Origin of the sequence: Brachybacterium paraconglomeratum (genome assembly GCF_039541415.1) — a bacterium.
In the GTDB taxonomy this organism is placed as follows: Bacteria; Actinomycetota; Actinomycetes; order Actinomycetales; family Dermabacteraceae; genus Brachybacterium; species Brachybacterium paraconglomeratum_A.
Genome location: NZ_BAABGE010000007.1, coordinates 133,889 through 146,708, shown reverse-complemented (window position 1 = coordinate 146,708; position 12,820 = coordinate 133,889). Strand labels below are relative to the sequence as shown.

General features: G+C 69.1%; 13 protein-coding genes. All 13 read right to left on the bottom strand.

The annotated features are described in order from the left end of the window. Positions 1–14: 14 nt before the first annotated feature. The 13 genes from atpA to ABD893_RS09905 all read right to left on the bottom strand — a co-directional run bounded on the left by atpA (position 15) and on the right by ABD893_RS09905 (position 12,632). Positions 15–1,640 carry a F0F1 ATP synthase subunit alpha gene (gene atpA / locus ABD893_RS09965; protein WP_345079131.1) on the bottom strand — a complete coding sequence of 542 codons (1,626 nt, stop codon included), beginning with the start codon at positions 1,638–1,640 and terminating at the stop codon, positions 15–17. Between the two features lie 84 nt (positions 1,641–1,724). Continuing rightward, on the bottom strand, positions 1,725–2,540 hold the full coding sequence (locus ABD893_RS09960) for a F0F1 ATP synthase subunit delta (RefSeq protein ID WP_345079129.1): 816 nt from the start codon (positions 2,538–2,540) through the stop codon (positions 1,725–1,727). Between the two features lie 9 nt (positions 2,541–2,549). Further along, complete coding sequence (locus tag ABD893_RS09955; RefSeq protein ID WP_345079127.1) at positions 2,550–3,095, bottom strand: F0F1 ATP synthase subunit B; 546 nt, start codon at positions 3,093–3,095, stop codon at positions 2,550–2,552. Positions 3,096–3,105: 10 nt separating this feature from the next. Then, positions 3,106–3,333, bottom strand: coding sequence for an ATP synthase F0 subunit C (atpE, locus tag ABD893_RS09950; RefSeq protein ID WP_087485484.1), 228 nt, complete (start codon positions 3,331–3,333; stop codon positions 3,106–3,108). Between the two features lie 100 nt (positions 3,334–3,433). Next, the gene (atpB, locus tag ABD893_RS09945; RefSeq protein ID WP_486599004.1) at positions 3,434–4,186 is read right to left on the bottom strand and encodes a F0F1 ATP synthase subunit A; all 753 of its coding nucleotides are present in this window, start codon (positions 4,184–4,186) and stop codon (positions 3,434–3,436) included. A gap of 251 nt (positions 4,187–4,437) precedes the next feature. Then, a complete protein-coding gene (locus ABD893_RS09940; protein WP_345079121.1) occupies positions 4,438–4,938 on the bottom strand; it encodes a Cg1360 family ATP-synthase-associated protein in 501 nt (166 codons plus the stop codon). Beyond that, on the bottom strand, positions 4,922–6,046 hold the full coding sequence (locus ABD893_RS09935) for an MraY family glycosyltransferase (protein ID WP_345079119.1): 1,125 nt from the start codon (positions 6,044–6,046) through the stop codon (positions 4,922–4,924). Before ABD893_RS09935 ends, ABD893_RS09940 begins: the two co-directional genes overlap by 17 nt. Then, positions 6,043–7,107, bottom strand: a complete 1,065-nt coding sequence (locus tag ABD893_RS09930; RefSeq protein WP_345079116.1) for an L-threonylcarbamoyladenylate synthase — start codon at positions 7,105–7,107, stop codon at positions 6,043–6,045. The genes ABD893_RS09935 and ABD893_RS09930 overlap by 4 nt, the downstream gene beginning before the upstream one ends. Further along, positions 7,104–8,009, bottom strand: coding sequence for a N5-glutamine methyltransferase family protein (locus ABD893_RS09925; RefSeq protein WP_345079113.1), 906 nt, complete (start codon positions 8,007–8,009; stop codon positions 7,104–7,106). Before ABD893_RS09925 ends, ABD893_RS09930 begins: the two co-directional genes overlap by 4 nt. Further along, positions 8,009–9,145 carry a peptide chain release factor 1 gene (gene prfA / locus ABD893_RS09920; protein ID WP_345079110.1) on the bottom strand — a complete coding sequence of 379 codons (1,137 nt, stop codon included), beginning with the start codon at positions 9,143–9,145 and terminating at the stop codon, positions 8,009–8,011. The genes ABD893_RS09925 and prfA overlap by 1 nt, the downstream gene beginning before the upstream one ends. 102 nt (positions 9,146–9,247) lie before the next feature. Then, positions 9,248–9,457: a 50S ribosomal protein L31 gene (gene rpmE, locus ABD893_RS09915; protein WP_345079107.1), complete on the bottom strand. Its 210-nt coding sequence runs from the start codon at positions 9,455–9,457 to the stop codon at positions 9,248–9,250. A gap of 179 nt (positions 9,458–9,636) precedes the next feature. Next, positions 9,637–10,611, bottom strand: coding sequence for a LacI family DNA-binding transcriptional regulator (locus ABD893_RS09910; protein WP_345079104.1), 975 nt, complete (start codon positions 10,609–10,611; stop codon positions 9,637–9,639). Positions 10,612–10,616: 5 nt separating this feature from the next. Then, positions 10,617–12,632 carry an aldo/keto reductase gene (locus tag ABD893_RS09905; RefSeq protein ID WP_345079101.1) on the bottom strand — a complete coding sequence of 672 codons (2,016 nt, stop codon included), beginning with the start codon at positions 12,630–12,632 and terminating at the stop codon, positions 10,617–10,619. Positions 12,633–12,820: the final 188 nt, after the last annotated feature.

Below are 12,820 nucleotides of genomic sequence, written 5' to 3'. Positions count from 1 at the left end.
GGCGGCAGCTCGCATCAGCCGCGGACGATCTGCTCCTGCTCGATCTGATCGGCTGCCAGCCGGCCGCTCTCGTCATTGCGCACCGCGCCCTCGCCCTTGCCGGCGAGGTAGTCCTGCTTGACCTGATCGAGGATGCTCGAGAGCTCCTCCTCGGTCGCGGACTCGAACTTGCCGGTGCTGCGGATCGCTTCGAGCACACCGCCGTTATGACGGAGGTGCTCGAGCAGCTGACCCTCGAAGGCGCGGACGTCGTCGACCTCGAGGTCGTCGAACTTGCCCTTGGTGCCGGCCCAGATCGAGACGACCTGCTCCTCCATCGGGAACGGCGAGTACTGGGACTGCTTGAGCAGCTCCATCAGGCGGGCGCCACGGCTCAGCTGCTGCTTCGAGGCGGCGTCGAGGTCCGAGGCGAACATCGCGAAGGCCTCGAGGTCCCGGTACTGGGCGAGGTCGATCTTCAGCGTGCCCGAGACCGACTTCATGGCCTTGGTCTGAGCCGAGCCGCCGACGCGAGACACCGAGATGCCGACGTCGACCGCGGGGCGCTGGTTGGCGTTGAACAGATCCGACTGCAGGAAGCACTGGCCATCGGTGATCGAGATGACGTTGGTCGGGATGTACGCCGAGACGTCGTTCGCCTTGGTCTCGATGATCGGCAGGCCGGTCATCGAGCCGCCGCCCAGCTCGTCCGAGAGCTTCGCACAGCGCTCGAGCAGACGGGAGTGCAGGTAGAAGACGTCACCCGGGTAGGCCTCGCGGCCCGGCGGACGACGCAGCAGCAGCGACACGGCGCGGTAGGCCTCAGCCTGCTTCGAGAGGTCATCGAAGACGATGAGGACGTGCTTGCCCTCGTACATCCAGTGCTGGCCGATGGCCGAGCCGGTGTAGGGGGCGATGTACTTGAAGCCGGCCGGGTCCGAGGCCGGGGCCGCGACGATGGTGGTGTACTCCATCGCGCCTGCGTCCTCGAGGGTCGCCCGCACCGAGGCGATGGTCGAACCCTTCTGGCCGATGGCGACATAGATGCAGCGGACCTGCTTGTCGGGGTCGCCCGACTCCCAGTTCGCCTTCTGGTTCAGGATGGTGTCGATGCCGATCGCGGTCTTGCCGGTCTGGCGGTCACCGATGATCAGCTGGCGCTGGCCACGGCCGATCGGGGTCAACGCGTCGATCGCCTTGAGGCCCGTCTGCATGGGCTCCTTGACGGCCTTGCGCTGCATGACGCCGGGAGCCTGGAGCTCGAGGGCGCGACGGCCCACGGTCTCGATCTCGCCGAGGCCGTCGATCGGAGCGCCGACCGGGTCGACCACGCGGCCGAGGTAGCCGTCGCCGACGGGCACGGAGAGCACCTGACCGGTGCGACGCACCTGCTGGCCCTCCTCGATGCCGCTGAACTCACCGAGCACGACGACGCCGATCTCGCGCAGTTCGAGGTTCAGGGCGAGGCCGAGGGTGCCGTCCTCGAAGCGCACCAGCTCGTTGGCCATGACGTTCGGCAGACCCTCGACGCGCGCGATGCCATCGGCTGCCTCGCTGACGCGGCCGACCTCCTCGCGCTCGGTGGCGCCTGCCTGGTAGGTGGACACCGCAGTGTCCAGCGCGTTCCGGATCTCCTCCGGGCTGATCGTGAGCTCCGCCATCTGGTGCTTCGCTTCCTCTCGGTCTCCCCGCTGGGGGGGATGGTCTTCACAATGTGCTGGGGACGCCGGGGCGTCGGGTCTGAGTCAGGCCACCAGCTGTGACCGGGCTCGGGAGAGCCGGGCCAGCACAGTGGCGTCGTAGAGGTCGTCGCCGACCTGGATCCGGAGACCGCCCACGACATCAGGGTCGACCTGGAGGTTCATCTGAACCTCTCGGCCGTAGATCCCGGCGAGGACCGCGCCGAGTCGGGACTGCTGTGCCTCGTTCAGGGCCACCGCGCTCGATACTGCAGCGAAGACGCGACGGCGACGATCGGAGGCGAAGCGTGCGAACTCCTCGACCCGACGGGCCGGCTTGCTCGCGGTGCGACGTCCGACGGCTCTGGCCGCGAGGGCAAGAGCGAGCCGGTGGGTGCGACCCTCCAGCAGCGAGCGCAGGATGGTCGCGCGCTGCGAAGGGTTCTCCCGCGCTCCGTCGAGCGCCACCGTGAGGTCACCGCTGTCGTCGATCAGCTGGGAGATCTCGAAGAGCTCTCCCTCGACCTGCTCGAGGACGCCCTCGGACTGCGCCTGCTCCAGCAGGGCGGAAACGCCCAGCAGCTCGAGGGCATCGAGGATGTCCTCCTGCTCGGACCAGCGTCGCTGAACGATCTCGAGCGTGCGCTCGAGGCTCTGCGGGCTGACCCGGCTGCCCAGCAGCGCACGCACGGTGGCCTCCTTGACCGCAGCCGGACGGCCGGGATCGGAGAGGGTGCGGACGAGCTGGTTGCTGGAGTCGATGGCATCAGCCACCGAGAACAGCTCCTGGGCCTCGGACTCCAGCGTGCCGTTGCTGCCTGCGAAGGCGGCTTCTGCCTGCCGGAGCACCTCGGCGAAGGAGGTGGAGGAGGTTCCTCGCATCACGGTTCCTTATCGGGTGGTGGTCTGGTTCGACTCGAGGTCGTCCAGGAACCGGTCGATCACTCGGCGTGAGCGCTCATCGTCGGTGAGGGACTCGCCGACGATCTTGGAGGCCAGATCGCTCGCGAGCGTCCCGACCTCTCCCCGCAGCTCGGTCGAAGCGGCGATCCGCTCGGCGCTGAGCTGCTGACGACCGGTGGCGAGCACGCGCTCGTTCTCGGAGTCGGCACGGGTACGGGCCTCGTCGACGATCTTCTGACCGTCGGTGCGGGCCTTCTCGCGGATGGAGGCGGCTTCCTGCCGTGCGGCAGCAAGCTCCTGCTCCTGATCGCTCTTGAGCTGGTCGACCTGCTCCTGGACCTTCTCCGCGTTGCGGATGCCGCCCTCGATCTTCTCTGAGCGTTCGTCGAGCACGGCGTTCATGCGCGGGAGCACGAACTTCATGAAGACGAGCACGAAGATCAGCAGGAAGATCGCCGACCAGACGATCTCCTGCGGTAGCGGGATGAGCAGCCGCCAGCCGGGGACTTCTCCCCCTGCTTCTGCCAGATTCATCTGCTCTACCTCAGAAGATCAGGCCGGTGACGATCGCCAGCAGCGCGAGGATCTCGGTGAAGGCGACGCCGATGAGCATCGTGGTCTGCAGCTGCGAGCGCATCTCGGGCTGACGAGCCTGAGCCTCTGCAGTCTTGCCGACCAGGATGCCGAGGCCGATGCCCGGGCCGATCGCGGCGAGGCCGTAACCGATGGTCGCGATGTTGCCGGACACCTCGGCGAGGATCGTGGGCTCCATGGGTGTTTCCTTTCGTTGTGCCGCGTGAGGGCGACGATCAGGTCTTCAGGGGTGAAATCCGTTCGGCGGTGGCCCTCCGGCCGCCCCGCCGAGACGGGGGTCAGTGCTCGTCGGAGGTGGCGAGCTGGATGTACACGGCGGTCAGCATCGTGAAGATGAAGGCCTGCAGTGCGCCGACGAAGATCTCGAAGCCGTAGATGCCGATGGCCATCGCGCCGGCGAAGGGGCTGATCGCGATCAGCCAGTCGCCGGAGAACAGCAGCGCGTGGGTCATGCCGATGAAGACCACGATCATCATGTGGCCGGCGACCATGTTCGCGAGCAGTCGGATCGTGAGCGAGGCCCAGCGGATCACGACGACCTGCAGCAGCTCGATCGGGATCAGCAGGATGTAGATCGGCCACGGGATGCCGGGGGGCATGGTCTCGGACTTCAGGTAGCCGAGGAAGCCGTGCTTCTTGACGCCGGCGCTGACGTAGGTGACGAAGGTCCACAGCGCCAGCAGCAGCGGCAGGCCGATCACGGAGGTGCCCGCGAGGTTCAGGCCGGGGATCACACCGGCCAGATTCATCGAGAGGATGAAGAAGAACATCGTGATGAGCATCGGGGCGAAGCGCTTGCCGTCCTTCAGGCCCAGCGTGTTCGCGATGATGTTGTTGTTCACGAAGTCGATGACCAGCTCGATGACGCTCTGCACACGGCCGGGGACCAGCTTGGCCCGCGAGGCGATGATGCACATGGCGATCAGCACGACGGCGATGACGATGAGTCGCACCAGCTGGACGCGGTTGAACTCGAACCACGTGCCCTCGAAGAGGAGCGCTTCCGGGAAGAACTCCCCCAGCGTGGGGATGTGGAAGAAGGAGTCCTCTGCATACAGTGCGGGACTGAGGTCTGCGGTGTTCAGCTCGATCTCCCAGGTTCGTTCGACCGTCGGAGACGGCCTGGATGGTCATGCCAGATCGAGACCACTTGCGGTGCGGCCACCGTGCGTACGGCGTTGGACGACGCTATGGCGGTCCGGGGTGGTCGATCAGCTCTCGTCGCGGTCACGGTTATGGCCCGTGATCTGCGGTCGAGCGCCTTCGGAAGCATAACAGAGACTCATGAGCCGACGGGGTTCGCCGGGTCGTCCTCGGGGCTCTGAGGGGGCTCTACATCCAGGGGCTGGCGGGTGCGGGCCAGCAGCACTGCTTCGACCAGCACGGCTGAGACCGCGCCGACCAGCAGTGCAAGCCCGATCCACGGGGTGGAGACGCTGGCGAGGTCCTTCACGGCGATCAGGACGAGGATCACAATGAACATCTTCAGTGCCCAGCTGCCGAGCACGGTGGCGGCCATCGAGATCGGGGTGAGTCGTCTTCCGAGGAAGGTGATGGCCACCGTCGGCAGCACGATCACCAGGGTCAGCCCAGCACCGATGAGGGCGCCCAGGAGGGCGCCGGGGTCGGGGCGCGTCGCGGCGATGATCACCACGACGGCAGCCAGCAGGATGCCCACGGCGAGTGCGATCAGGGTGGTGCGCTGCATGGCCCGGTCGCCGGCGGCGACGCGGGCCGTCCTCTGCGGCGCCGAGGCGGAGGGGTTCTCAGGGTGAGGGGACATCGGATTCCTTCCGGTGACGGCCGGAGCGCCATCTGAGGGGGTCGAAGGTGAGCAGGACGGCGAACAGCAGACCGATCACCCAGAAGATGACGACCGTGCGCATCGGGAGCACCAGCGGGAGCAGGAGCCCCACGGAGATGACCACGGTCCAGGTGTACATGATCAGCACAGCGGTGCGTTTGCTGTGCCCGAGGCTGAGCAGGCGGTGGTGCAGATGCGACTTGTCCGCGTGGAACGGGGACTTCCCGGAGCCGATCCGTCGCACCACCGCGAGCGCGAAGTCCAGGAACGGGACCACCATCACCCCGATCGGGAGCAGGATCGGGAGGAACTGGCCGAAGAAGTCCGCGCCGGAGAGCCGCCCGGGGTCCACCTGGCCGGTCACCGCGATGGTGCTCGCGGCCAGCAGCAGGCCCAGCAGCATCGACCCGGAGTCACCCATGAAGATCCGGGCGCGGGTGAGGTTGTGGGGCAGGAAGCCCAGACACGCCCCGATCATCACTGCGGTCAGCAGCGCGGCCAGCGAGGAGTAGTCCGTGGCCGAGGCGCTGCGGGTGAGCGTGTAGGCGTAGATGAAGAAGGCGGAGCCGCCGATGGCCATCACACCGGCGGCGAGCCCGTCGAGGCCGTCCACGAAGTTGACCGCGTTCATGCTCACCACCACGACCAGCACGGTGAGGATCAGCGCGGTCCGTCCCGAGAGAACGGTGACGCCGTTGATCGGCAGGGTCACCAGGCTCACGCCCTGCCAGGCCAGCAGCAGCGCTGCCAGCACCTGACCGGCGAGCTTGGTCACCCAGTCCAGGTCCCACTTGTCATCGGCCGCGCCGAGCAGGCAGACGAGCGCCCCGGCGGCGAGGATCGCCCAGGGCTGGCGGGAATCGCGGAAGAGCCCTTCGAGGAAGGGGACGTTGCTCGCCACCAGCATCGCGCAGACCACGGCCACGAGCATCGCGAGGCCCCCCAGCCGTGGGGTCACGGCGTCATGCACGTCGCGGTCCCGCACCGCTGTCATCGCCCCTGCACGCCGAGCCAGCAGCCTCACAGCGGGGGTCACCAGGTAGGCGACCGCCGCTGCGAGCAGCAGGAGGAAGAGATAGATCCTCACCCGGGCGTGTTCTCCGCGGGACCTTCCTGCGTGCCGGAGTCCCCGGGCACGGCAGACGCCTCACCGATCCCGTCCAGCGAGGTCTCGGTGAGCGGCAGCTCGGTGCTGGTCGCGGACTGCTCCGGCTCGGAGGGGAGGTTCAGGACGGAGGTGTGCGACGGTGACGGGGCCTCACCGGGCTCGCCGATCTGGTTCGCACCGGGCGCTGTGTCGCCGGGGGCTATGTCGCCGGGGGCCGCGTCTCCGCCGACATCTGGGGTGCTGGCGGTGACGACATCGGAGTCACCGGCGGCGGAGCTGTCGTCGGACGCTGCGGAGGTGATGTCGGCCGAGCCCTCGTCAGTGGCCTCTGCCTCGCCCACCGCGGCGGCGTCCTCGGTCACAGCCTTGGCATCGTCCTCAGGATCTGCTTCGGGTTCGGGGGCGGTGAAGATGTCTCCGACCACCTCGATGATGCGCTCCTGGGAGATCGCGCCTTCGCGGACGATCTCTGCGGGGGTGACGGTGGTGTCCAGGATGGTGGAGCTGGCGCCGATGCGGGCAGGCCCGCCGTCGAGGTAGATCGCGACCGAGTCGCCGAGCTGGGTGGCCGCGTCCAGGACGCTGTTCGCGGCGGGCTTGCCATGGCGGTTGGCGCTCGAGACGGCGAGCGGGCCGGTGCGGCGCAGCAGCTCCAGCGCCACCTCATCCTCGGGCATCCGCAGCGCGACGGTGCCGCGGGTCTCCCCGAGGTCCCAGGTGAGCGAAGGCTGAGCGGTGAGGATCAGGGTCAGGGCGCCGGGCCACAGCTCCTCGACGAGGTCTTCCACATAGTCGGGGAGGTCCGTGGCCAGAGCGAGCAGCACGGCGTGGTCGCCGATCAGCACCGGTGGCGGGGTGTCCCGGCCGCGGCCCTTGGCCTCGAGCAGCGCCTCGACCGCCTCCGGGGTGAAGGCGTCGGCGCCGATGCCGTAGACGGTGTCCGTCGGCAGGACGATCAGCTCACCTCCGCGGACGGCGTCGACGGCAGCGGCGAGGGCTTCCTCGCGGGCTTCTGGATTCTGGGTGTCATGCACGCTCACCGGGACAGTCTCTCACTTTCGAGGTTCGGTGCCCCCTGGGAGCGGCGCGCGATGAGGAAACGTTCGCGGCCGGTCAGATCGGGGGCGGTGGTCAGCAGGTCGAAGCAGTCGAGCTCGGCGGCGAGAGCGCGGGTCGCCGCGCCCTGGACGTCCGCATGCTCCATGATCAGCACTCCCCCGGGCCGCAGCAGGCGTCCGGCCCAGGCGATGACCGCTCGCGGCACTTCCAGGCCGTCGTCCCCGCCGCCGAAGAGTGCACGATGCGGATCATGCGCGATCACCTCTGCGTCACGGGGCACCGCGCCCGGCGGGATATAGGGAGGATTGGAGAGTATCGCGTCGAAAGGAGCTGCGGCGGTCAGCTCCGGGATCTCCCGGGTGAGGTCCGCCTGCAGCACCCGGCCGCGGCCGGGCCCCGCGAGCTCGAGATTCTCGGAGCTGAGGGCCGCCGCCTCGGCATCGACTTCGATGGCCAGGACGCTCGCACCAGGGATCTCGTCGAGCACGGCGGCGCCCAGTGCACCGGAGCCCGCGCAGAGGTCCGCCACCAGGGTGGGGGTTTCGGGGAGGCGCTCGCGCAGGAGGTCCAGGGCCAGCTCGGTCTCCGGCCGCGGGATGAAGACGCCGGGACGCACCGTGAGCATCAGCCGGCGGAAGGGAGCACGGCCGAGGATCAGCTGCAGAGGCTCGCGCTGCTCACGCCGGGTGGTGAGCTGCTCGAGCTCCTCGGAGAAATCCTCGGGGAGCTCGTCGAGCATCACCAGCGGTTGCTCGGTCTGTGCCGCATGGGCGATCAGCGCGCGGGCATCGACGCTCGGGGACGGTACTCCGGCGGCGCCGAGCCTCTGAGTCGTCTCGGCCAGTGCCACGCGCAGCCGAGTGCGCAGCTCCAGCGCATCCATCAGAGCTGGTCCTCAGCGGTGCCGGCCTGGGCTTCGGCCAGACGGGCGTCCCGCTCGGCGACCCGGGATGAGGTGATCAGGTCCTCGAGGTCCCCGGCGAGGACCTGGGAGAGGTTGCCGGCTTTGTACCCGGTGCGGTGATCCGCCACCCGGGACTCGGGGAAGTTGTACGTGCGGATGCGCTCGCTGCGGTCCACGCTGCGTACCTGGGAACGGCGAGCGGCCGAGGACTGTGCCTGCTGCTCGGCGCGGCGCGCGTCCAGCAGACGGGTGCGCAGGATCCGCATCGCCTGATCGCGGTTCTGCAGCTGGCTCTTCTGGTCCTGACAGGAGACCACCACGCCGGTGGGCAGGTGGGTGATCCGCACTGCGGAGTCGGTGGTGTTGACGCTCTGGCCGCCCGGCCCGCTCGAGCGGAAGACGTCGATGCGGAGGTTCGCGGGTGCCATCGCCTCGGCCAGCAGCTCCGTCTCATCGGTGTCATCCGCTTCGGGCAGCACCAGCACGCCGACGGCGGAGGTGTGGATCCGCCCCTGGGACTCGGTGACCGGGACACGCTGGACGCGGTGCACGCCCGCCTCATGCTTGAGGTGCGCGTAGACGCCATCCCCTGGCCCGCTCACGGTGCGCGCGGTGATCGCGACGGTGACGTCCTTGAGGCCGCCGAGGTCGGACTCGGCGGTGGTGAGCACCTCCAGGCGCCACCCCTTGGACTCGGCATAGGCGCGGTACATGCGCAGCATCTCGGTGGCGAACAGTGCAGATTCCTCGCCGCCGGCTCCTGCCTTGATCTCCAGGAGCACGTCGCGGACGTCGTCGGGATCGCGCGGGGCGAGCAGGTCGTCGAGGTGCTCGCGCTCTCGCTCGAGGCGGGCGGTGAGCTGCTCCGCCTCGGCGATCAGCTCCTCGTCCCCGTCGTCCAGCGTGAGCAGCTCACGGGCGGTCTCGAGATCAGCGGCAGTGCTCTCCAGCTGTGCGGAGGCCGACAGGACGCTCTCGAGCTCCGCATAACGCCGACCGACCCGGCGGGCACGAGCCGGGTCATCATGCAGGGCGGGATCGGCCATCGACTCCTGGAGCCGGGCATGCTCGAGGCGCAGCGGTGCGAGCCGATCTGGTGCGTCGCGCTCACTCATCGATGCCTCTTCCCCTGCATCCCTGGAGCCCGAGGGCCGGGCCCTCACATGCGACGACGCCGGTGCGTGCCCGCAGGCGCGCACCGGCGTCGGAGGCGTGGATCAGTTCTTCTTGCCGTAGCGGGCCTGGAAGCGAGCGACGCGGCCGCCGGTGTCCAGGATCTTCTGCTTGCCGGTGTAGAACGGGTGGCACTCGGAGCAGACCTCGGTGCTGATCGCACCGTTGCTCTTGGTGCTGCGAGTGGTGAACGAGTTACCGCAGGTGCAGGTCACCGTGGTCTCGCCGTATGCGGGGTGAATATCAGCCTTCATGACTCTCCTTGCTCGGGGTCGCTGGGTCGGCGCCCGGCGGGCACCGTGAACCAGAACCGACGTCACAGTCTGCCACGACCCGACCCTCCCCGGCGAGAGCTGCGAGTGCGGCGTGCGCAACATCGCGCTGCCGCACCGTCGTGCGCCCACAGCCTCGCGACTCCACAGCAGCGCGGTGCTCAGGTGGAAGCGCGCACTTCCAGGTGGTACGACACCACCCGATGGGCGCCCTCCCCGGTGAGCGGGACGGAGCCGTCGAGCATTCCGGCGACGAGCGCGACGGTCTCCCGGGCCACTGCTTCGATGTCGATGCTCAGAGTGGTCAGCTCGGGGGTGACCAGCGAGCCGATCTCGAGCCCGTCGACGCCCACCAGCCGCAATCGTCTCGGAACGGGGACGCCGAGCGCGCGCAGAGCTCGCAGCAGGCGGACGGCGAGCTCGTCGTTGAAGGCGACGATCGTATCGACGCCGTCGGCGAGGACCTCCTCGAGGAACTCCCGGTGCCCTTCTTTCGCATCCACCTCGCGCACCGGCACCTCGCCCTCCCTCACCAGCGGGGAGAGGGCTGCGGCGAGGGCCTGACTGCGGGCACGGCCGAGGCCTCCGATCAGGTCGAGCACCACAGGCCGTCGTGCACCAGCACGACCCAGGTGCGCTGCCAGGTCGGCCATGGCCTCTTCACGAACGAGCTCGACCACCCCTCCCGCCTCGAGGTGGGCGGGACGGCCATCGAGCTGGACCACCGGCATCCCGCCCTGGCCGCGGATGTCGTCGGTGAGCACGCCGTAACCGACCAGCGCGTCGACCCGTCGGGCCAGGTCCCCTGCCACCCGCTGCGGGTTCGGCGCATTCATCGCTTCAGCGAGCACGACGTTCCAGCCGTGGGGCGCGCAAGCGCGCACCACGGCCGCGCCGAGCTCTGCGAAGTAGGAGTTCGAGAGATCCTCGACCACCAGCCCGAGGGTGATCGGGCCCTGCTCGACGAGCCCGCGGCCGAAGCGTGAGGGCCGGTAGTTCAGTTCCTTGGCCGCCTCGAGCACCTTCTCCCGGGTCCCGGCACTGATGCCGGGCAGGTCGTTCATCGCGCGGGAGACAGTCTGCCGGGAGACCCCGGCCCGCTCCGCGACATCGATGATGGTGGCTCGACGCGACATGCCGCTCATCGTACTGGCGACTTCAGGTCCAGCCAGGCCATCTCCTCCGCGGTCAGCTCGACGCCCAGGCCCAGGGTGGACGAGCGCATCTCGGCAATGCTGCGCGGACCGAACAGGGCGAAGGTCGGGAACTTCTGGTGCAGCACGAAGGCCAGGGCGATCGCCGTGGCCGGGACCCCACGCTCCCCACCGAGCTGCTCGGCGCGGGCGAGCCGCTCGAAGTTCTCGTCGCTGTAGTAGCAGCGCACCAGCTCGGCATCCGAGCGGTCCTCGGGATGGGCACGACCGGTGAAGAATCCGCGGGCCTGCGAGGACCAGGGAAGCAGGGCGATGCCTCGCTCCTCGAGCCAGGCTTTGGAGTCCGCGTCAGTGGCGTGGACGCAACCGGCCCACGGCACGTCCAGCGCCTCGGCGAGGCCGAAGTGGTTGGACACTCCGGTGAAGCCGGCGCGGCCATTGGCGCGGGCGTAGGCGTTGGCCTCGTCCACCCGGGCCGGGGTCCAGTTCGAGCCGCCATAGGCGCGGATCCGACCGGCGCGCAGGTGCTCGTCCATCACGTCCACGAACTCACCGACCGGGATCTCGGGGTTGTCGCGATGCATCATGTAGAGGTCCGCGTAGTCCGTGCCCTGGCGCTCGAGGGACTCCTCGAGCTGACGCGTGATCGACTCCGGATCGCAGTGAGGGGTGTGCGCCCCCTTGGTGATGACCACGACGTCCTCGCGCACCCCGCGGTTGCGCACCCACTGGCCGAAGAGCTTCTCGACGTGCCCGCCGCCGTAGATGTAGGCGGTATCGAAGGTGGTCCCGCCGATCTCGAAGAAGGCGTCGAACATCGCCGTGGCGTGGGCGAGGTTCATCTGGTTGTCGCAGCCCATCACCAGGCGCGAGAGCTGCTTCTCGATGCCGGGGATGCTGCCGTAGGTCATGGCCGGGCCCGACTGCACCGAGCCGTGCGCCAGGGGGCGCCCGGTGAGGGTGGGGATGTCGGCGGTGTCCGCTTCGAAGGGGTAACGCAGACCGATCTGCTCGCGCCACTGGTCCAGTGCGCGTGCCTGGCCGAGCGAGTTGTCCCCGGTGAGCTCGGGGACCACGCCGTCGCCGCGGGCCGCGCGGGCGAGCGCGTCGGCCTCCAGGGCGTAGGGCGAGGCGGCGGGGATCTCGAGCCGCTGGGGCTGCTCCCCGACCACGTCGAGCTCGATCACCGTCGGCTCCGCGCCGAGCGCCCAGGGGTCGCTCAGCCGGATCACGCCGCGGGAACCGGTGATGGTCGCGGACTGCGGATCTGCCAGCCGCACGCCGGTGCGCAGGCTCGCGGTGATCGCGCCGGGCAGGGTGAGCTCGGCGGTGGCCCATTCGTCCACGCCGGTCTCCCCGAGGGTGCCGCTGCCGGTGACGGTGAGGGGATCGGCGAAAGCCCTGCCCTGTGCAGCGCCGGCGACGAATCGGGCCAGTGACATCGGGTAGCAGCCCACGTCGAGGATGCCGCCTCCGGCGAGGGCCGTGTCGAACAGGCGCCCGCTGCGGCCGCCGGTGTCGAAGGCGAAGGACGCATCGACATGGGTGACCTCGCCGATCGCACCTTCGGAGACGAGCTCGAGCACCCGCTGGGTCTGGGGGTGGAAGCGGTACATATAGGCCTCGAGCAGCACCCGGCCGCTGCGGGTGGCGAGATCGATGAGCGCCATCGAGGTGCCGGCGTTCGGCGTCAGGGGCTTCTCGCACAGCACGTGCTTGCCGGCCTCGAGGGCCATGGCCGCCAGCCGGGCGTGGCCGGTGTGGACGGTCGAGATGTAGACGGCATCGACCTCGTCGGAAGCGAGCACCTCCTCGTAGTCACCGATCAGCGCCGGCTCCGCGAGCGGGAACTCCTCGGCGAAGCTCTGAGCGCGTTCTGCCGAGCTGCTGCCGACGGCGACCAGGACGCCATTCTGCGAGGCGGGCAGCTGGGAGGCGAAGCGGCGGGCGATCGAGCCGGGGCCGAGAACGGCCCAGCGGAAGGTGGAGGAATCGTGAGGCATGGAGGTGTTCATCCTTCTGGAAAGGTCCGACTTTGGACGTGAACGTTCACGCTGGATCACGCTATCCCGTCTTCCGCGTCCTCACAAGCCGTTCGGGGCAGCAGACCGCGCGAGCATCACGTCGCAGACGCCGCAGGGCCTGCCCACCATGGTCGGTGGGCAGGCCCTGCGGCGTCTGCAGCCCGCTC